The sequence below is a fragment of the Pannonibacter phragmitetus genome (genome assembly GCF_050510895.1).
In the GTDB taxonomy this organism is placed as follows: domain Bacteria; phylum Pseudomonadota; class Alphaproteobacteria; order Rhizobiales; family Stappiaceae; genus Pannonibacter; species Pannonibacter phragmitetus_B.
In genome coordinates this window covers 2,690,242-2,708,054 of sequence record NZ_JBNINT010000001.1, presented here as the reverse complement: position 1 = coordinate 2,708,054, position 17,813 = coordinate 2,690,242, and the positions used below count along the sequence as shown (strand labels likewise).

The window sequence follows — 17,813 nt, the reverse complement described above, 5'->3', positions numbered from 1 at the left end:
ATTTGCTACGCTGTTCAGCCCGGCAGCACGATGGCCCCGTTCTCGTCAATGGTCCAGAACGGGTTGAAAGCGATTTCCAGAAGATGGCCGCCGGGAATGCGTACATAGGAGGTGTAGCCGCCCCAGAAGGCCTTTTCCGGCGGCACGACGGCTTCAGCACCTGCCGACAATGCCCTTGCATAGGCGGCATCGACTTCGGCTTCGTTTCTGCCGTTCCAGGCAAGAGAGACGGCGCCCAAGCCTTCCGGAACGGGGCGGCCAATGTCTTCTTCAAGCGATGGACGGGGATAGAGCGCAAGGGCGAGGCCGGGAAGCCGATAGAAAGCAATGCCTTCCTGGCTTTCGGAAGAGGCTGCCCAGCCCAGCCCTTCCTCGAAGAAGCGCCGGGTTTCAGCCAGATCATCAACGGCGAGGGTGATGAGGGAGAGGCGCTGTTCCATGAAAGGATTTCCTTGGGTTGGGGGCATCAGCGGGTGGCGATGAGCGCAGCGCCCGTTCCGGCCATGAAGGTTCCTGCTGTCCGGTTGACCCGGCGGACGACGGCGGGGCTGCGCAGCAGGCGGCGTGCCCGCGTGGCCAGAAGAACATGCCCGCCAATGACCACCACTTCAACCGCCAGAATGACGGCAGCAAGTTCCACCACTCCGAGGGGCGTCAAGGTGGATCCGGCCACATTGGGCAGAAGTGCCACGTAGAACAGCGGCATCTTCGGATTGCCGAGGTTGAGGGCGATGCCGGTGGCGAAGGTGGAAAGCAGATTGCCGCTGCCGGTGGGCTGCAGGGCGGGCACCACCGGCTCTGCCGTCCAAAGGCGAATACCGGTCCAGATCAGCCAGAGGGCACCGGCATAACGCAGCGCGGTCATGGCCGTGCCCATTTCGGAGGCCAGAAGGGACAGGCCGAAGGCGGCAAGGCAGAGGAATATGAGGATGCCGGCGACTGTGCCTGCGCCATAGGCGAGGCCTGAGGCCGCCCCATGTGAAAGGGCGCGGGCGATGATGGTCATGTTGTCCGGGCCGGGGCTGGCGGCAAAGACGAAGAAGGCAGCAGCAAAGGCAAGAAGGGTGGAGAGGTCCATGGCCAGTCCTCCGGACAACGCCCGGATGAGGGGCGAGCAGACGAAGGATCAGGCGGAATCTGTGAAAGATCAAAGGCTTTGTGTGCTGCCGGGCTGGGTCAGATCGTGATGCTGCGGATCAATTTTCCTGCAAGGGCGCTTTTCAGGAATGAGAGCTGGTCCGGGCGCGGCTCTGCCGGAGTAAGTCTTCCGATTTTGGCGTGAAAGGCGTCAAACGGTTGACCTTGCCTTTTTCCGGGCGTTTGTTCGCTGGCAGTAAAAATGATGCAGAGGAAGCGCAAGATGAGCGGCTGGAGTGAAACCTGGACCTATGTGGATGGCGCCTGGCACGAGGGCAACCCGCCGCTGATGGGCCCGCGCACCCATGCGGCCTGGCTGGGATCTTCGGTCTTCGACGGGGCTCGATTCTTCGAAGGCGTGACACCGGACCTCGATCTGCATTGCCAGCGCGTGAATGACTCGGCAGTTGCCCTTGGCCTCAAGCCCACCGTCAGCGTGGGCGAGATGATCGAGATGACCCGCGAGGGCGTCACCAAGTTCAAGCCGGGCAGCGCCGTCTACATCAAGCCGATGTACTGGGCGGAAGGCGACGGGCCGGGTGTGATCGTGGGCGATCCTGACAGCACCCGTTTCTGTCTGTGCCTGTTCGAGGCGCCGATGGCGCCTGCCGGTGCTTCTTTCTCGATCACCCTGTCGCCGTTCCGCCGCCCGACCATGGAAACCATGCCGGTGAATGCCAAGGCGGGTTGCCTTTACCCGAACAACGCCCGCGCCATGGCCGAAGCCAAGGGGCGCGGCTTTGACAATGCGGTGGTGTTGGACATGCTGGGCAATGTGGCCGAGCTGACCAGCGCCAACATCTTCATGGTCAAGGACGGGGCCGTGCATACGCCCGCGCCAAATGGAACATTCCTCAATGGCCTCACGCGCCAGCGGGTGATTCAGCTGCTGCGCAAGGCAGGCCATGCCGTGCATGAGCGCACGATCGGCTACCGGGAATTCCAGGAAGCGGACGAGATCTTCTCCACCGGCAACTATTCCAAGGTGGTGCCGGTGAACCGCATCGAGAAGCGCAGCCTGCAGCCAGGGCCGGTCGCGGCCAAGGCGCGGGAACTCTACTGGGAGTTCGCCCACGGCTGAGGCTTTGGCTGATCACCGCTGCCGGGCGGGCACAAGCACCAGTCCGGCGGCCAGCAGCAAGCAGAGGGTGGCGCCCGCCGAGGGCAGGGCAAAGCTGCCCGTGCTGCCTGCGGCAAAGCCCGCAAGGCTTGGCCCCAGCATCTGGCCCAGGCCAAAACTGGCGGTCATCAGCGCGATGGTGCGGCGGGGATCACCCGTTGACAGGCGCCGGGCCTCGATAAGACCAAGCGCGGTAATGCCCATGAAGGTGGCGCCAAGCAGAAAGGCCGCTATCAGAATGCCTGCGGGGCCAGAGGCGGTGACGCTGAGCGCAACGCCGCAAGCCTCAATGACACAGGCCAGCGCGTAGGCACGCGGCACGCCCATGCGGGCAGCAATCCGGTTCCAGATGAAAATGGACGGCGCAGCGGCGAGGCCCACGATCAGCCAGAGATAGGGCTCTGCCATCGCGAGCGCCGGATCGGCGCGGGCGATCACGGCAATGAAGGTTGCCGTCACCACATAGCCGATGCCGAAAAGTCCATAGGCTGCGATCAGCTGTGGCAGCCCGGCGGGCAGGCGGCGCGGGCCCGCTTTCATGGGGGCAGGTGGAACTGTTTCCGGCGCGTCCGGTATCATCCATGCGATGATGCCGGTCAGCGCCAGACTGATGACGCCGCAGCCCGTCCACAAGCCCTGCCAATTGGCCCCCATGGCGGCAAGGCCAGAGACGATAAGGGCGGAGGCCGCAATCCCCGCGCCAACACCGGCAAAATAGAGCGCCGATAGTCCGGGCCGCCCGGCCTGAGCCAGCCGGTCCAGAATGAGGGCAGCGGAAAAGACGAAGGCAAAGGCGCTGGTAAGACCGGCGAGAAACCTTAGCAGCATGAAGGCCGGGATGCTGTCCGTCCATGCCATGGCGAAGGAGAGGGCTGAGCTGGCAATGAGCGAGCCGAGAAACCAGACCCTGCGGCTGCCGGGCAGGGAGCCGGAGGAGGCCGCAAGCGCGCCCACCAGATAACCTAGGAAATTGGCCGAGGCGATGAGCCCTCCGTCTGCCTTGCTGAGAGGTACTTGCGCGATCATGAAAGGCAGGACGGGCGTATAGACGAAGCGGCCGATGCCCATGGCCGCAGCAAGCGACAGAAGGCCGCCGAGCGCAAGACGGACGGGAGAGGCGGCTGAAGGGGCGGCAGAGGTCACGGAAAGGCTCCGGCTGGCAGGTGAGCCGGAGCCTAGCGTTTGACGGCAGCCTTGGCGAGTGGCCCGAAAGGCGGGGCTGGTGTTTACTTCACCCGCGCCAGCAGTTCATCCAGCCGTTCGCCCTTCATGACCAGCTTGGAGCGGAGCTTCCTGTTTTCTGCTCCAGATCGGCGCGGTTGACGGCTTCTCCGGCCTGGATCATTCCGATCATGCTCATCATCAGATGCGGCGGGCAATAATAGAGATAGACGCCGGGCTGGCTGATGGTAACGGTGGTCCTTTCATCCATCGGCGTGTTCCAGGCCTGAGTTCCCTCCGGCACCACATAAGAGCGGACGTTGTGGCCTGAGTTCGTGGGGACGAAGGTGACGGTGTCTCCCACCTGAACCTCCAGGAACGAAGGCTCGAACACCATGCTGCCCTCGGTTCCGTAGTTCAGCATCTTCACTTCGTGATCGGCCGCCGAGGCGCTGACCGAAGCAGTAAACGGGGTGAGGCAGAGGGTGATGGCCAGAAGGGCGTTGCGGCTCGTGAGCTTCATGCTGTGCATCCGATGGTTCAGGGGTGGAGTGTGGCGTGTGGCGTCCGCAGCGGGCGGACGATGGGGGCACCGGCGCTGTCGGTGAGGATTTCCACATCGATGCCATATGTGCGGCTGATGAGATCTGCCTTCAGCACTTCGGCGGGGCTGCCCGCCGCCTTCAGTTCGCCATCGCCGATCAGGATCAGCTGATCTGCATATTGGGCGGCAAGGCTGAGGTCGTGCAGGATCAGGATGCTGATGCGGTTGCGGGCGCGGGTTTCGCGGTGGACGATGTCCAGCAGCTTCTGCTGGTGATGCATGTCCAGTGCGCTGACGGGCTCGTCCAGCAGCAGGATGTCAGGATCCCGCAGAAGAACCTGCGCAAACAGGGCGAGCTGCCGCTGGCCGCCGCTGAGCGAGAGAATGTCGTGGCTGGCCAGATGCGCAATGCCTGCAGCATCCATGGTGGTGACAGCGGCATGGAGCGTTGCGTCATCCACATGGAAGGACAGTTCGTCCATCCTGCCCAGCAGCACCACTTCCAGCGCGGTCAGGGACGCCTCAAGAGCGGTGTCCTGCGGCATGTAGCCGATGGCCTTGCGCCAGTGGCGCAGGGTTTCGCGGGTGAGCTGCCTCTCTCCATGGGCGATATGTCCCGCTTGTGGCCAGAACTCGCCGAAGAGGGCGCGCAGCAGTGAGGACTTGCCTGCGCCATTGGGGCCGAGGATGACATGCAGCTTACCCGGCTCAAACCGCAAGGAAAGGTCACGGGCGACGCAATGCTTGCCGCGGAAGAGCGTGATGTCCTGAAGGAGAAGATCGTTCATCGCCGCCGCGCCAGCATGATCCAGAAGAAGAAGGGCACGCCGACCATGGCGGTGACGATGCCGACCGGGAACAGGGCACCGGGAATGACCACCTTGGAGATGACAGAGGCCATCGACAGGAAGGCAGCGCCAGCCACCATCGACATGGGCAGAAAGAAGCGCTGATCCTCGCCCACCAGCAGCCGTGCCACATGGGGGGCGACAAGGCCGACGAAACCGATGATGCCAACGAAGCTGATCGCCGTTGAGGTCATCAATGCGGTCAGGGTCAGCGTGGTGACGCGCAACTGCGTGAGATTGACGCCAAGGCTCTGCGCCCGCGCCTCGCCCAGACGCAGGGCGGTGAGCTTCCAGGCATCACGGAACAGTAGCAGCACGCAGACGACGGTGACGCCAAGCGTCACCCAGAGACTGGTCCAGGTGGTTTTGGTCAGGCTGCCGAACAGCCAGAACAGGATCTGCTGGCCGACCTCCGGCGAGGCAATGAACTGAAGCAGCGACAGGAGCGACTGGAACAGGAACAGGAGCGCGATGCCTGCCAGCACAAGCATGGTGGAAGACACGTGCGCGAAAGCGGCCAGGGCAAAGAGGAACGCTGCAGCCAGCATTGAAAACAGGAAGGCACCCAGCGGCACAGCAATCGCCGGATGCAGCCCGAAGCCGCCAGTGAAAATGCTGAAGGCCGCGCCAAGTCCGGCAGCGGCAGCAAGGCCGAGCGTGTAAGGGCTGGCCATGGGATTGTTCAGAAGGGTCTGAATTTCTGCACCGCCAGCCCCCAGCGCGCAGCCGACCACAAGGGCCATCAGCGCCATTGGCAGGCGCAAACCGTTGACGATGGTCACGGTCATGCTGTCCGTGCCGTCCAGACGCAGGAGGCCCGCCAGCACATCTGCGGGGCTGAGCATGGAAGGGCCGGTTCCGATGTCCAGCACCAGGGTCACGCAGCAGAAAAGGGTGAGGCCGAAAAGCAGGCGCCAGCGCCGCCGTTCGCGATGGCGCTGGCTTGCAATCGCGGTCGCAACATGAGTTGTGCCGGTCACTGGTTTGCGATGTCCCTGAAAGAGGCAGCAGGCATGCCCGCGCCCGGGAGGTTCATGTCCGGGGCGCGGGCTGTGGGAGAAGGTTTATTCCTTGATGGCGAGGGTGAAGGTGCCCTCAGGCGCTACCGGCAGGTACTTCTTGTAGAATTCCCTGTAGGTCTCTTCCGGATTCAGGTCGGTGAAGAGGTCCGGATAGAGCACCTTGGCGAAGAACTGCAGCATGGCCTGATCGGCCAGAGTGCGGGATGCACCCTGGTAGACGCCATAGAAGCGGCCATTCTGAACCGCGGGGAGCTCGTTCCAGCCGGCGCGGGTGGTAAAGCCCTTCAGGCGTTCAAGCGCTTCGTCCTTGGTAACGCCCTCACCCATGAGCATTGAAGTCGGGTTTTTGCGTGACTCGGTGCCTGCGATCACAATGACGTCCGGCTTTGAGGCCAGCACCTGTTCCGGATTGATCGGGCCCCACCATTCGACGAAGGGAGCGGCAATGTTGTCGCCGCCAGCCGCAGTGGCCATGGCACCCCACATGTTTTTTCCGAAGGTGAAACTGTGCTCGGCTGGGCCCTTGTTGCCGAACTCAACGTAGATCTTCGGCTGCGGCTTGCCTGCATCGGCAATGCGCTTGGTTATCAGATCGGCGATCGCCTTGTACTCGCCAGAGATCTGCGCGGCGCGGTCTTCTTCGCCGGTGATCAGGCCGAGAACGCGGGCGCTGTCCACATGCCGCTCGACAGTCTGAGCGTTGAAATCGACGACGGCAATCGGAATGCCTGCCTCTTCAATGCGGTCGGCATCAAGGCCGAGGCCCTTGTACTGCCAGTCGGCGAGAACAACCATGTCCGGCTTCAACTCCAGAACCTTCTCCACGGAGAAGGTCTGGGCTTCCACTTCGCCCACATCCGGCAGAGCATCGAGGGAGGGGCGATGCTTGACATAGCGGGTCCAGGAGGCCGGGCGCCAGCCTTCCCAGGCCTCGCGCGAAATACCGACCACCTTGTCATAGGATGCTTCGCCGCCAACGGCCATGTAGTCTTCAAAGTAGAAGCCGAGCAGCACACGCTTGGACGGCAGGTCCGCCTTGACCTCACGGCCAATCACATCGGTGAAGGTTTTCTCTTCCGCGAACGCACCTGTGGTCAGGCTTGTCGCGGCGGCAAGACCCAGCAGACCCGCGAGGGTGCCGGTTCTCAAGTGCTTGAAAATGCGCATGAACTACTCCGGATTGAAGATGTGCCCGTTTTGCAAATATGAGCTTGATAGTCAACTTTATTTCCGGAGGATCCGTAGTCCTCCCTAGATGTGTGCAGAGCGGACGGGCTCACGCGTCCGTGATTTCAGTTTTGCGGCGCAGTCGGGTCTGAATGGGGGCACCGGCAGTGACGCGGCCGGCACATGTGAGGGAGATTTACATGCGCAAGTTTCTTGTGGCCGGCGCGCTGCTGGCCGTAACACTGACTGCTGCCTCGGCAGCGGGAGATCCGGTCGCAACCCGCAAGGCCATCATGCAGTCTGTGGCTGCCAATGCCGGTCTTGCCGGTGCGATGATGAAGGGGGACATCGCCTATAGTCCCGCAGCCGGCAAGGCAGCCATTGCCTCGATGAATGCTGCTGCCAATGCCTTTGGTGCATTTTATCCCGATGGCACCCAGAATGCGGAAGGCTCGTCAGCCAGTCCGAAGATCTGGGAAGATGCAGCAGGATTTGAAGCGGCGCTTGCCAAGTTTGCCGCGGCCACAGGCGCTGCCGCTCAGGCCTCCGGCAAGGATGGTCCGGCTGACGTAGAGGCCTTCAAGGCGGCCATGGGGCCCGTCATGGGCAACTGCAAGGCCTGCCATGAGGCCTACCGGGTTCAGAAGTAAGCAAGTCGTGGAAGGCGTGGTCCGATGCTGAAGAAACTGGTTCTTACGGCAGCTCTCGTTGTGGGAGCAGGGGGATTGGGTTTCTGGGCGCTGACTGCGCCTGCCGCGATTGATCCCGCGCGGCTTGCTGCCCTTCCGGAGGGGAATGCCGGACGTGGAGAGCTGATGTTCTGGGCTGGGGGCTGTGCCTCCTGCCACGCCACGCCGGGCGCATCGGGCACGGACAAGCTGAAGCTGGGCGGAGGTTTGCGGCTGGAAACACCTTTCGGTGTTTTTGTTGCCCCGAATATCTCTCCGGATATTGAAGCGGGGATCGGCAGCTGGACATTGCCGGACTTCGCCAATGCCATGCTGGCCGGAATTTCGCCCGAGGGAGAGCACTATTACCCTGCATTTCCCTACACATCCTACGCCCGCATGAAGGATCAGGACATTTCTGATCTTTTCGCGTTTCTGAAAACGCTGGAGCCGGTGCAGGGCGCTGCGCCCGGCCATGAGCTTGCCTTTCCTTTCACCCTGCGGCGGGGGCTGGGTCTGTGGAAGCTCATGTATCTCGATCCGGGGCCTGCCACTGTACTGCAAAGGATCGACGAGCAGCTGCAGCGTGGCCAGTATCTGGTCGAGGGCCCGGGGCACTGTGGCGAGTGCCACACGCCCCGCGACATGGCTGGAGGGCTAAAGCTGGATCAGTGGCTTGCGGGAGCAAAGGCACCGGTTGGTGATGGCCGCATCCCCAACATCACAAGCGGCGAAGGTGGCATCGGCAGCTGGTCTGTCTCGGATATCGCCTATTATCTCGAAAGCGGCTTCACGCCATCCTACGATTCCGTGGGTGGCGAAATGGTTGCCGTGCAGGAGAATATGGCCCGGTTGACGGCAGAGGACCGGGAGGCGATTGCAGCCTATCTGAAGGCCATTCCCGCCCACGCGCAGGGCCAGTAGGCGAAAGGCCGCAGTCTTCCAGACTGGCTTGCCTCAATCCGCTGCCGCTAGACTGGTAGCGGTTACAGTGGGGCGGAGCAGGGGCATGAGCGGACAGGTGGCGGGCAGCAGTTTTGAAGAGGCGCTGCGCGCGATGGGGCTTGCGGATCTCTCCGAGGCCGGGCGCCGCATCGTTGAACACGCCTTGCGGCAGATGACCATTCCTGCCGGAACAGAAGTCTTTGCGCCCGGACAGGCCTGTCCGGGCTGGCTGGTGCTGACCTCCGGCAGCATCCGCGTGCTGATGACGTCCGACACGGGCCGGGAGATCCTGTTGTACCGCGTCGCGCCCGGAGAGAGCTGCGTGCTGACCACATCCTGCCTGCTGGGCGAAGAGCCGTATGCCGCTTCGGGCACGACCGAAACGGAATGCCAGGCGTTTATGATACCGGCCGGGGTGGTGGCCCGGCTTCTGGACAGCGAGCCCGTGTTCCGCCGGCGTATCTTTCAGGGTTTCAGCCTCCGCCTGGCCAGCATCTTGCGGAAGATGGAAGATGCCATGTTTCACCGGCTGGATGCCCGGCTGGCGCGGCTTCTGCTTGAACTGGCGGGAGACGGAACGGCCATTCCCATGACACAGGCTGCCCTTGCCGCAGAAACCGGCAGTGCCCGCGAGGTGATAGCCCGGTTGCTTGGGCGTTGGGCCGAAGCTGGCCATATCGCCCAGGGGCGTGGTGAAGTGCGGCTGCTTGACGCTGCGGCGTTGCGCCGGATTGCAGATGCAGGCTGAGTGGACCAGAAGATAAGTGCAACTACGCCACAGGGTTTCGATTGTGACCATGTCACAGACGGAGGCTCTCCGGTGGGGCTAACGTCCTCTCACCGTCCGGATTGTCCGGACAGGCCTTGAGCCAAGGGGACGGGATATGACTGTGAATATGGGAACCCTCGACCGGGCCATCCGCTTTCTGATTGGCGTCGCGCTGATAAGTTTTGCGTTTTTCGGCCCCGCTGACATCAGCTGGAAGTGGATTGGCTGGTTCGGCGCCATTCCGGTGGTGACGGCACTGGCTGGCTGGTGTCCTGCCTATACGCTGTTCGGGATCAAGACCTGCAGGGCAAACTGACCCCCTGCATTGATCCTGATGACCGGAAGCCGGAGCAGCCCCATGCTCCGGCTTTCACCTTTTGGGGCAAGTCACAGCTGTCTGCACTCCTTCGAATAGACGAAGTCAATATAGCCGCTCATCACGTTCAGGAAGGCGTGGCATTCCTGTTCGGTCTTGAAGCAGCCTTCGCGGCTTACGGGGCGGCTTTGCCCTGCATCCGGCCAGACCTGACCTCCGATCAGCCCGCGCCAGACACCAGCCGTCTGATTGGCGGCTTTCAGTGGGCGGCAGTCATAAGCCGTGCCGTAGGTCTCCGGGACGTCCCCTGGCGTGTGGGTCGGGGACAGAAGAAGGTGCTCCAGAAAACTGCCTTGCGCCATGGCAGCCGATTGACCGATCACGAGGATCAGTGCTGCGAGCGTGGATCTGTTCAACATTTTCATGACTTCTCCAAACATGAGGCGATCTGCCGGACGCTGCGGTGATGCAGCCAATGCAGACACCTTCCTAGCCTAGCTCAGCCTTATGAAAGGTTATGGGAAGCGTGAACGCAATTGGGAAGAAGCTTCTGTCACATTTGTACTGTTTCTGACGGTCCTGTTCAGTTGCTCTGCCGCAACGCCTGCGTCAGTGGCAGCCGGGCAGCGGCCAAGGCGGGCAGGGCGCCGCCTGCTAGGCCGAGGGCAAGGCCGAGCAGGCCGCAGGTGAGCATCACATGGGTATCGACAGACAGTGCAAAGGCGAGGCGGGTATTGGCGGCAGCGGACGTGCTGGCATGCCAGCCGTTGAAGACAAGCCATGAGCCGAAGACACCGATGGCGGTGCCCAGACCGGCAAGGCAGATGGCCTCAATCCAAACTGCGAGAAAGGCGGGCAGGCGGGCGAAGCCGAGGGCCCGCAGCGTGGCAATTTCGCCAGACCGGCTTGAGACCGCGCTGAACATGGTGCTGAGCACGCCCGCCACCGCCCCCAGTGCCATGAGCCCGGCAACAGGCCAGCCGAACAGGCGGATGAGGTCCGCAGTGCGGGCCGATTGGCCGGAATAGAGCTGCGCTTCGGTGAGCGCTGTGAGCGCTGGTCCGGGCAGGGAGGAGAGCTTCTCCTGCAACGGTGCGAGATCACCCGGCTTAGTCAGAAGAAGCCGCAGGCTCTGGATCTCTCCTGAACGGTTGAAGGTGGCCTGTACGGCTTCAAGGCTGGTCCAGAGTTCCGATTCCAAGGCGCTGCCACCTGTGCTGAACAGTCCTGTAACAGTCCATTCCACACCGGAAAGTCTGATCTTGCTGCCCGGTGCGAGCCCGGAAATGTCCTGGGCGAGACGCTCACCTGCCACCAGCTCCCTCGAACCGGGGGAAAACATGCGCCCTGCGGTCAGTCTCACCGACGGCCGGGTTGGAAGGCCTTCAAGGTCCATGCCGCGCAGGGCGAGTGTGGCTTCCTGTCCGTCCGGCCACGTCAGGCTGGCGGGCATGACCAGTTCGCGGGAGACAAGCGGCGTACCGGATGATGTCCTGCGTATGCCGAAATCATCCTGCGAAGCGAGCAGCGTGCGGATGACATCGGCGGAAATGCTAGAACCTGTTTCCTGCGTCTGCGTGCCGCCGAGGACTACGGCGGTGAGCGGGGAGCCAGTGCCTTTGAGCGTCTTCTCAAATCCGGCGGCCATAGCCAGGAAACCGGCTAGAACGCTGACTGCAAGAGCAGCGGAAAGCACCATGGAGAGGGCGAGCGCTGCCCGGCGCGGCAGGCTGAGCAAACTGCTGCGCAAGAGGACATGTGTCTGACGGAAGAGGGAAGCTGTGGCGGACATGGGTTACCTCGTGCGGAAGGCGGCAATGACGGGAATGCGCATGGCGCTCCAGGCGGGAAGAAGGCCGGTGAGCAGGGCAAGGCCTGCCATCAGCAGCAAGGCTTCACCGATGAGGGCGCCGGTGAGTGCCAGCCCGAGAACGGGCGGGCCGAAGAGAGCGGCAAGGCCGGTGAGGCCGAGGCCTATGGCTCCGCCCAGAGCAAAGATGAACGAGGTTTCGCCAAGGATGAGCAGGGCGATGCGAGCCGGTGGGACCCCGAGAGCCTTCAGCACGCCGGTCTCGAACCGCCGCTCCCGAACGGCAAAGACCATTGTATTGGTGATGATCATCAGCAAGGTGATGAAGGCGGCGGAGGTGACAAGGCCGGTGATCAGTTTCACGTCCGCGAACTGACGCAGGAAAGCTTCCAAAAACTGCTTTTCGGACTGGGTTCGGGTTGGTGCCGGCGAGTTTGCGAAGTGTGCGTCAATCGCTGCGGCCAGCGCGCTGGTGCTGGAACCCGGCTTGGGGCGGATGGCGAGTACATCGGCGGTATCTGTGCCGGTGGCGCGCAGGGCATTGATGTAGTCGTACCGGGCAATCGCAAAGTAGGTGTCGGTGCTGGCGGACGCGCCGTCGAAGATGCCCGCGACACAGAAGCGCCAGACCCGGTTGCCATCCTTCTGCGCCATGGTGAAGGCGGTGACGGCAACGCTGTCTCCCACCCTCCAGCCCTGTGCCTGTGCCAGAGCGCGGCCTGCCAGAAGGCTGTCGGCGGTTTCGCCGAGACCTGCGATGAGCGCGGGCGTCAGGCCCAGATCTGGCCCGTTGACGGCCGCAGCGCGGGCGGGGTCAACGGCAGCGACCGCAATGACATTGGTTTCCTTGTCGAGAAAGCCGCGCAGGCGGGTGACATGGGACACGGCGGCGATGCCGGGCTCCGCCTCCAGACGGGCCAGGTATGAGAGCGGCAGTGGCTGGGCGGGACCTGCGGCTGACATGACGCCGAGGAGATCTTCATTTGCTGCCGAGCTGCCTTGAGAGCCGGCCAGAAAGCTGGCGGTGAGACCATGGATCAGGAAGGCAATGGCCACGCTGAAGACGAGAAGGGCAAGGCGCAGCGGCTTGCGGGCGGCGCTCTTGCGGGCAAGGCGGAGCCAGGTCATCACGCGGCCCTCCGCTCTTCAAGGAAGGTGCCCTTGTCGAGATGCAGGGTTCGTCTTGCGCTGGCGGCGGCCAAAGGATCATGGGTGACCATGACGATGGTCTTGCCCAGGTCCTCGTTCAGCACGCGCAGCATGGCTAGCACGTCGCCGGCGGACTTCCGGTCAAGATCGCCGGTCGGCTCGTCGCAGAGGATCAGCTCCGGATCGGAGACGATAGCGCGGGCAATGCCGGTACGCTGCTGCTGACCTCCGGAAAGCTGCGAAGGCCGGTGCCGGGCGTGGGCGGACAGGCCCACGAGCTCCAGCACCGTCATCACCCGCTCACGCCGCTGGCGGGCAGAGAGTGGCTTCAACAGAAGCGGCAGCTCCACATTCTCCGCCACGGTGAGCATGGGTAGCAGATTGTAGAACTGGAAGACGATGCCGAGATGATGCGCCCGCCAGCTTGTGCGGGCCGCTTCGCCCATCTGGTCCAGCCGGGCACGGCCAATGCGGATTTCGCCCTGATCCGGATGGTCTATGCCGGCCAGAAGGTTAAGCAAGGTAGACTTGCCGGAACCGGAGGGGCCCATGACCGCAGCGAAGTCTCCTTTTGGAAAGGTGAGATCGAGTCCGGAGAATACCGGCAACCTGCCGCCATCGGCGGGGTAGGATTTTTCAAGGCCGGTGAGGCTTATGAACGGAGGCTGGTTCAGTGTTTCAGGCTGGGTCATTGGGAGGAGGCTCCTGCTGTCCGGGGGAGTGATGGAAGACTGATGCGAATGCGTGCGGCCATGCCGGGACGAAGGTTTGCTGGCGGCGTGAGAGGCAGAAGGCGCAGGGTGAACGTGCCCTTGGCTGGATTGGCTTCCGGGGCAATGACGTCCAGACGGACAGGAAAGGGGGCGCCGGGGGCTGCATCGAGTTCCGCCTCAGCCTGAAGGCCGGGCGCAAGATCTGCGATGCTGCGCTCGGCCACATCCGCCTCGATAACGAGACTGTCCATGCGGGTGAGGGTGAGAAGGCTCTCTGCCTCGCGGATGCTGTCGGTCCTGTCGAGAACCATGGCACCAGGTAGGGCCGAAAGCCGGGTAACAGTGCCGCTGAAGGGCGCCCGGATGGTGAGGGCTTCCACCCGTTCAGCTGCGATGGCGGCGGATATTCGGGCTTCTTCAATGGCTGCACTGGCCAGGTCTGCGTTGTTGGCGGCCGTGCGGGAAATGGTGGCGGTGTTTTCGAGCGCGCTTTGGGACAAACTGCCACGGGCTGTGAGTGCCTCTGCGCGGCGAAGATCTGCGCTGGCCTGTTCGAGAGCTATCTGGCGGGCGGTGAGGGTCAGTTCTGCCGCCCGAAGCCTTGCATTGGCCTGATCCAGGGCGAGGCGGGCGGCTGGATCATTGAGCACGGCCAGCACATCCCCGGCTTGAACTTGCGACCCCAGCGTGACGCGGACCGTTTCGATCCGCCCTTCATACCTGGCAAACACGGGCACAGAATGAAGGGCAATGACATGGCCCGAGCCGGTGACCTCCCGCACAATGGGAACAGGAGGCAAAGGTGGCGGTGTGCCTGCTTGCTGCACGGGAGCCGCGACTGAAACGGGATCTGAGGCCGTGCCGACAAGCGCGGTTGCCGGGATGGCAAGGGCGGCGGCGCCAAGACCTGCCAGCAGAAGCCATCTGGGGAACCGGCGCGGCTTTCGCTGCGGCTGTTCTTCGCCGTGTGCGGGATCGGGGAGGAGAGAGACCGCAGCGTCCCGGCGAGCTGGCGGTTCTGGTCTGTCAGGCTGGTCATGTCACCAGACTGGCATCGTCAGGCCATCGTCTCGACCTTGATCATGATCCGGGAGGGTGCAGATCGTGATCGAGGACCTGCAAGGAGAGTTTCAGGCGGCGCCAGACTTCTGCTGGCGCCATTCCACCGGGCTTAGGCCTGTCACGCGGCGGAACTCGCGGTTGAAGTTGGACTTGGTCTGAAACCCGGCCTCGAACATGATGGCTGTCACCGGCTTGTCCGTGGTGTGGAGAAGCTGGCAGGCTTCTGCAATGCGGAACTCATTCACGTATTGCGAAACGTTCTTGCCGGTGGTGCGGTTGATGGCTCCGGATATCTGCCGGGCAGGGATTGCGGCGCGCCGCGCCAGCCGGTCCAGAGTGAGATTGGCGTCCCGGTAAAGTGCGCGTGTCTGCATCAGGGCTTCGATGCTGGACATGATCTCACGATCGGCGGCTGTCTCTGTGGCAGGCTCATCGGGGCCGGCAGTCTCTGTGCCTGCGGAGGGGCCAGGCTCTTCTGTTTGCGGGGCAACCGGAGAGTGGCTGGCTGCAAAGGCCGCGATGGCGAGAACGATGAGCACAGCGATGTTGCCGCCTGTAATGACGCTGATCGCGTGCCCGCCGTTAAGCCAGGTAAAATCCAGAGCGACATAGGTATCCACGAGTGCAGAGAAGATCAGCGCCGCGGCAGCGAAGAGAATGGCCTTGTGGATGTTGGCCGCATCCTCGAAGGTCGCAAGGCGCAGGGCATCGGTGCCCTGGCGCATGAGCCGCAGTATTGCCACTGCATAGCCGAGAAAGATGGTCACCAGTGCGACGTCGATGGCCATGGGCAGGAAGCGGAAAAGCAGGGCAATGAGTGCCGCCGGTGCCCCATGCAGGACAAGGCGCTGGAAGAGGGGAAGCGTGCTGCGGCGCACCAGCCGGGCGACGCCGGAATAGGCCAGCGGCGGCACCAGCGCGGCGGTGACGGGCAGGACATACATGATGACAGTGATGCCGTAGCCCCAACGCAAACCAAGCAGGACCGATTGCACGGCCGCAAGAAGGATCAGGGCAAGGAAAGGGACGTTGCGGCCTTCCCTATCGGAGCGGCGCAGTGATCCGGCGAAGAGCACCAGCAGCATCATGGCTGCAGCGAAGGGGAAGGGAATGAAGAGCATGTAGGGGATCACGCGTGGCCAGCAGAACACGCACTATGCCCGCCTCAGATGGTAAATTCGACCTGAAACACGTTTGAGGACGACAGGTTTCAGGCAATCCACGCCGCCCCGGCGATTGACCGGGGCGGCACAGGTGTTTCTTCAGGCCTTGCTTGTCAGCATCAGTGCGAAGGATTGAACGAGAGCGACTTCCTTCAGCCGGTCGAAGCGGCCGGAAGCACCGCCGTGGCCGGCGTCCATGTTCGTCTTCAGCATCAGCAGGCTGTCACCGGTCTTGCGCTCGCGCAGGCGCGCAACCCACTTGGCAGGCTCCCAATAGGTGACACGCGGATCCGTCAGGCCGCCCACGGCGAGGATGGCCGGATAGTCCTTGGCCGCCACGTTGTCATAGGGCGAGTAGGAGGCGATCAGGTCATAGGCCTCTTTCGAAGCAATGGGGTTGCCCCACTCCGGCCATTCCGGCGGGGTGAGGGGCAGGGTGTCGTCGAGCATGGTGTTCAGCACATCGACGAAGGGCACTTCGGCGATGATGCCGCCGAACTTCTCCGGGGCCATATTGGCGACAGCGCCCATCAGCATGCCGCCGGCAGAACCACCCTGCGCGACGATACGGTCATGGGAGGTGAAGCCTTCCTGCACCAGATGCGACGCAGCGGCGATGAAGTCGGTGAAGGTGTTGGTCTTGAACTCGCGGCGGCCCTTCTTGTACCAAGCGTAGCCCTTGTCCTTACCGCCGCGGATATGAGCGATGGCATAGACAAAGCCCCGGTCCACCAGTGACAGGCTGGTGGTGCTGAAGCTTGCCGGGATGGAGATGCCGTAGGAGCCGTAGCCATACAGCAGGCAGGGCGCGGAGCCATCCAGCGGCGTGTCCTTGCGATAGAGGATCGACACCGGCACCAGCTCCCCGTCCGGGGCGGGCGCCATCAGGCGGCGGGTGATGTAGTCATCCGGATTGTGGCCGGAGGGCACTTCCTGTTCCTTGCGCAGGGTGCGCTGGCGCGTTTCCACATCGTAGTCATAGACCCGCGCAGGCGTGGTCATGGACGAATAGGTGAAGCGGATGATGTTCGTGTCGAACTCGTAGCCATCGGCAAGACCCAACGAATAGGCTTCCTCGGCAAAGGCAATCGGGTGTTCAAGGTGATCAGCCAGCCGGTGAATGATGATGCGCGGCAGCCCTTCCGCCCGTTCCAGCCGCACCATGAACTCCTTGTAAAGGGTGTGCGACAGGATCAGCCGGCCAGCCTCATGCGGAATGAGGTCTTGCCAGTTTTCCCGGCCGGGTGCCTCCACCGGGGCGGTGACGATCTTGAAGTCCTCGGCATCATCCGCATTGGTGAGGATGTAGAAGGTGCCGCCATTTTCCTCGACCGAATATTCGATGCCGGTATCGCGGGCCGCGATGAGGCGCGGAGCAGCGAGCGGCTGGTCTGCCGGAATGACGTGGACTTCCGAGGTCTCGTGATCGTGAATGTCGATCAGGATATGGCTGTCCGACTGGGTCTTGCCGACACCCATGAAGAAGCCCGCATCTTCCTCTTCATAAACCAGCACGTCAGCGGCCGGATCCGTGCCGATCTCGTGGCGGAAGAGTTTTGACGGGCGGTGGTTTGCGTCAAGGCGCACGTAGAAGAGATAGCGCCCGCATGCGGAGAAGACGCCACCGCCAGCGGTATCCTCGATCCGGGTGGGCAGGTCCTTGCCGGTGGCGAGATCGCGGATGAGCAACGTGAAGAACTCCGAGCCCTTGTCGTCAAAGGCCCAGGCCAGCCGGTCATGCGTCGGCGAGTGCATCGCTCCGGCCATGCGGAAATAGGCCTTGCCTTCGGCCTCCTTGTCGCCATCAACGAGGATCTCCTGCGCGCCGCCGCCGAGAGCTGAGCGGACAAGGCGCGGATGCTGGCCGCCGGTGACGTAGCTCACGCCATATTCAAACGGGCCATCCGGCATGGGCACGGAACTGTCGTCTTCCTTGATCCGGCCCTTCATCTCGGCAAAGAGCTTGTCTTGAAGCTCTTTCGTGGGCGCCATGACCGTTTCCAGATAGGCATTCTCCGCTTCCAGATAGGCGCGGATATCGGGAGCCAGCACGGACGGATCACGCATCACGTCCTGCCAGTTTTCGGCCCTTAGCCAGGCGAATTCGTCCTGTCGGGTGATGCCGTGAGCTTCGAGGGCGAGGGGCGCGCTTCGGCGCGGGGGAAGTGTGTGTGTCATGGCGGGGAGGTAGGGCTTTTCAGGAAAGGTAGCAAGAGGGA

19 protein-coding genes are annotated in these 17,813 nt (G+C 63.0%); 5 read left to right on the top strand and 14 right to left on the bottom strand.

What is annotated here, in order from left to right:
- Positions 1-14: 14 nt before the first annotated feature.
- Positions 15-440, bottom strand: coding sequence for a VOC family protein (locus ACQB61_RS12870; protein WP_430512931.1), 426 nt, complete (start codon positions 438-440; stop codon positions 15-17).
- Positions 441-466: 26 nt separating this feature from the next.
- Entirely contained in the window at positions 467-1,078 is a 612-nt protein-coding gene (locus ACQB61_RS12865) for a LysE family translocator (RefSeq protein WP_430512930.1), read from the bottom strand.
- Between the two features lie 282 nt (positions 1,079-1,360).
- On the opposite strand from ACQB61_RS12865, the gene ACQB61_RS12860 reads away from it, so the two are divergent.
- Positions 1,361-2,218, top strand: a complete 858-nt coding sequence (locus ACQB61_RS12860; protein WP_430512929.1) for a branched-chain amino acid aminotransferase — start codon at positions 1,361-1,363, stop codon at positions 2,216-2,218.
- A 12-nt stretch (positions 2,219-2,230) separates the two neighbouring features.
- On the opposite strand, the gene ACQB61_RS12855 is transcribed toward ACQB61_RS12860, so the two are convergent.
- The 5 genes from ACQB61_RS12855 to ACQB61_RS12835 form a co-directional block, all read right to left on the bottom strand.
- Positions 2,231-3,400, bottom strand: a complete 1,170-nt coding sequence (locus tag ACQB61_RS12855; protein ID WP_430512928.1) for a YbfB/YjiJ family MFS transporter — start codon at positions 3,398-3,400, stop codon at positions 2,231-2,233.
- Positions 3,401-3,524: 124 nt separating this feature from the next.
- Positions 3,525-3,941 carry a pseudoazurin gene (locus tag ACQB61_RS12850; protein WP_430512927.1) on the bottom strand — a complete coding sequence of 139 codons (417 nt, stop codon included), beginning with the start codon at positions 3,939-3,941 and terminating at the stop codon, positions 3,525-3,527.
- 17 nt (positions 3,942-3,958) lie between these two features.
- Positions 3,959-4,750: an ABC transporter ATP-binding protein gene (locus ACQB61_RS12845; protein ID WP_430512926.1), complete on the bottom strand. Its 792-nt coding sequence runs from the start codon at positions 4,748-4,750 to the stop codon at positions 3,959-3,961.
- The gene (locus tag ACQB61_RS12840; RefSeq protein WP_430512925.1) at positions 4,747-5,790 is read right to left on the bottom strand and encodes a FecCD family ABC transporter permease; all 1,044 of its coding nucleotides are present in this window, start codon (positions 5,788-5,790) and stop codon (positions 4,747-4,749) included. The genes ACQB61_RS12845 and ACQB61_RS12840 overlap by 4 nt, the downstream gene beginning before the upstream one ends.
- Before the next feature lie 84 nt (positions 5,791-5,874).
- Positions 5,875-6,999, bottom strand: a complete 1,125-nt coding sequence (locus ACQB61_RS12835; RefSeq protein ID WP_430512924.1) for an ABC transporter substrate-binding protein — start codon at positions 6,997-6,999, stop codon at positions 5,875-5,877.
- 200 nt (positions 7,000-7,199) lie between these two features.
- Between ACQB61_RS12835 and ACQB61_RS12830 the strand changes: the two genes are divergently transcribed.
- The 4 genes from ACQB61_RS12830 (at position 7,200) to ACQB61_RS12815 (ending at position 9,697) form a co-directional block, all read left to right on the top strand.
- Positions 7,200-7,649: a c-type cytochrome gene (locus ACQB61_RS12830; RefSeq protein ID WP_430512923.1), complete on the top strand. Its 450-nt coding sequence runs from the start codon at positions 7,200-7,202 to the stop codon at positions 7,647-7,649.
- A gap of 24 nt (positions 7,650-7,673) precedes the next feature.
- Positions 7,674-8,591, top strand: a complete 918-nt coding sequence (locus tag ACQB61_RS12825; RefSeq protein WP_430512922.1) for a c-type cytochrome — start codon at positions 7,674-7,676, stop codon at positions 8,589-8,591.
- 85 nt (positions 8,592-8,676) lie between these two features.
- Positions 8,677-9,360: a Crp/Fnr family transcriptional regulator gene (locus ACQB61_RS12820; protein ID WP_430512921.1), complete on the top strand. Its 684-nt coding sequence runs from the start codon at positions 8,677-8,679 to the stop codon at positions 9,358-9,360.
- A gap of 136 nt (positions 9,361-9,496) precedes the next feature.
- On the top strand, positions 9,497-9,697 hold the full coding sequence (locus tag ACQB61_RS12815; protein ID WP_430512920.1) for a YgaP family membrane protein: 201 nt from the start codon (positions 9,497-9,499) through the stop codon (positions 9,695-9,697).
- A 71-nt stretch (positions 9,698-9,768) separates the two neighbouring features.
- Here the strand turns inward: ACQB61_RS12815 and ACQB61_RS12810 are convergent, their stop codons facing one another.
- The 7 genes from ACQB61_RS12810 to ACQB61_RS12780 form a co-directional block, all read right to left on the bottom strand.
- Positions 9,769-10,122, bottom strand: coding sequence for a hypothetical protein (locus tag ACQB61_RS12810; RefSeq protein WP_430512919.1), 354 nt, complete (start codon positions 10,120-10,122; stop codon positions 9,769-9,771).
- 158 nt (positions 10,123-10,280) lie between these two features.
- A complete protein-coding gene (locus ACQB61_RS12805; RefSeq protein ID WP_430512918.1) occupies positions 10,281-11,489 on the bottom strand; it encodes an ABC transporter permease in 1,209 nt (402 codons plus the stop codon).
- Between the two features lie 3 nt (positions 11,490-11,492).
- Positions 11,493-12,635 carry an ABC transporter permease gene (locus ACQB61_RS12800; RefSeq protein ID WP_430514367.1) on the bottom strand — a complete coding sequence of 381 codons (1,143 nt, stop codon included), beginning with the start codon at positions 12,633-12,635 and terminating at the stop codon, positions 11,493-11,495.
- A complete protein-coding gene (locus ACQB61_RS12795) occupies positions 12,635-13,348 on the bottom strand; it encodes an ABC transporter ATP-binding protein (protein ID WP_430512917.1) in 714 nt (237 codons plus the stop codon). Before ACQB61_RS12795 ends, ACQB61_RS12800 begins: the two co-directional genes overlap by 1 nt.
- Positions 13,345-14,151, bottom strand: coding sequence for an efflux RND transporter periplasmic adaptor subunit (locus ACQB61_RS12790; protein ID WP_430512916.1), 807 nt, complete (start codon positions 14,149-14,151; stop codon positions 13,345-13,347). Before ACQB61_RS12790 ends, ACQB61_RS12795 begins: the two co-directional genes overlap by 4 nt.
- A gap of 348 nt (positions 14,152-14,499) precedes the next feature.
- On the bottom strand, positions 14,500-15,552 hold the full coding sequence (locus ACQB61_RS12785; RefSeq protein ID WP_430514366.1) for a helix-turn-helix domain-containing protein: 1,053 nt from the start codon (positions 15,550-15,552) through the stop codon (positions 14,500-14,502).
- A 141-nt stretch (positions 15,553-15,693) separates the two neighbouring features.
- Positions 15,694-17,772, bottom strand: a complete 2,079-nt coding sequence (locus ACQB61_RS12780) for a S9 family peptidase (RefSeq protein ID WP_430512915.1) — start codon at positions 17,770-17,772, stop codon at positions 15,694-15,696.
- Positions 17,773-17,813: the final 41 nt, after the last annotated feature.

Bases quoted from the DNA above. Each gene is read 5' to 3' on its own strand.
- ACQB61_RS12845 (WP_430512926.1), bottom strand. From the start codon at position 4,750: ATGAACGATCTTCTCCTTCAGGACATCACGCTCTTCCGCGGCAAGCAT.
- ACQB61_RS12810 (WP_430512919.1), bottom strand. From the start codon at position 10,122: ATGAAAATGTTGAACAGATCCACGCTCGCAGCACTGATCCTCGTGATC.
- ACQB61_RS12795 (WP_430512917.1), bottom strand. From the start codon at position 13,348: ATGACCCAGCCTGAAACACTGAACCAGCCTCCGTTCATAAGCCTCACC.
- ACQB61_RS12780 (WP_430512915.1), bottom strand. From the start codon at position 17,772: ATGACACACACACTTCCCCCGCGCCGAAGCGCGCCCCTCGCCCTCGAA.
- ACQB61_RS12785 (WP_430514366.1), bottom strand. From the start codon at position 15,552: ATGCTCTTCATTCCCTTCCCCTTCGCTGCAGCCATGATGCTGCTGGTG.
- ACQB61_RS12850 (WP_430512927.1), bottom strand. From the start codon at position 3,941: ATGAAGCTCACGAGCCGCAACGCCCTTCTGGCCATCACCCTCTGCCTC.
- ACQB61_RS12835 (WP_430512924.1), bottom strand. From the start codon at position 6,999: ATGCGCATTTTCAAGCACTTGAGAACCGGCACCCTCGCGGGTCTGCTG.
- ACQB61_RS12870 (WP_430512931.1), bottom strand. From the start codon at position 440: ATGGAACAGCGCCTCTCCCTCATCACCCTCGCCGTTGATGATCTGGCT.
- ACQB61_RS12830 (WP_430512923.1), top strand. From the start codon at position 7,200: ATGCGCAAGTTTCTTGTGGCCGGCGCGCTGCTGGCCGTAACACTGACT.
- ACQB61_RS12815 (WP_430512920.1), top strand. From the start codon at position 9,497: ATGACTGTGAATATGGGAACCCTCGACCGGGCCATCCGCTTTCTGATT.
- ACQB61_RS12825 (WP_430512922.1), top strand. From the start codon at position 7,674: ATGCTGAAGAAACTGGTTCTTACGGCAGCTCTCGTTGTGGGAGCAGGG.
- ACQB61_RS12820 (WP_430512921.1), top strand. From the start codon at position 8,677: ATGAGCGGACAGGTGGCGGGCAGCAGTTTTGAAGAGGCGCTGCGCGCG.
- ACQB61_RS12805 (WP_430512918.1), bottom strand. From the start codon at position 11,489: ATGTCCGCCACAGCTTCCCTCTTCCGTCAGACACATGTCCTCTTGCGC.
- ACQB61_RS12865 (WP_430512930.1), bottom strand. From the start codon at position 1,078: ATGGACCTCTCCACCCTTCTTGCCTTTGCTGCTGCCTTCTTCGTCTTT.
- ACQB61_RS12860 (WP_430512929.1), top strand. From the start codon at position 1,361: ATGAGCGGCTGGAGTGAAACCTGGACCTATGTGGATGGCGCCTGGCAC.
- ACQB61_RS12800 (WP_430514367.1), bottom strand. From the start codon at position 12,635: ATGACCTGGCTCCGCCTTGCCCGCAAGAGCGCCGCCCGCAAGCCGCTG.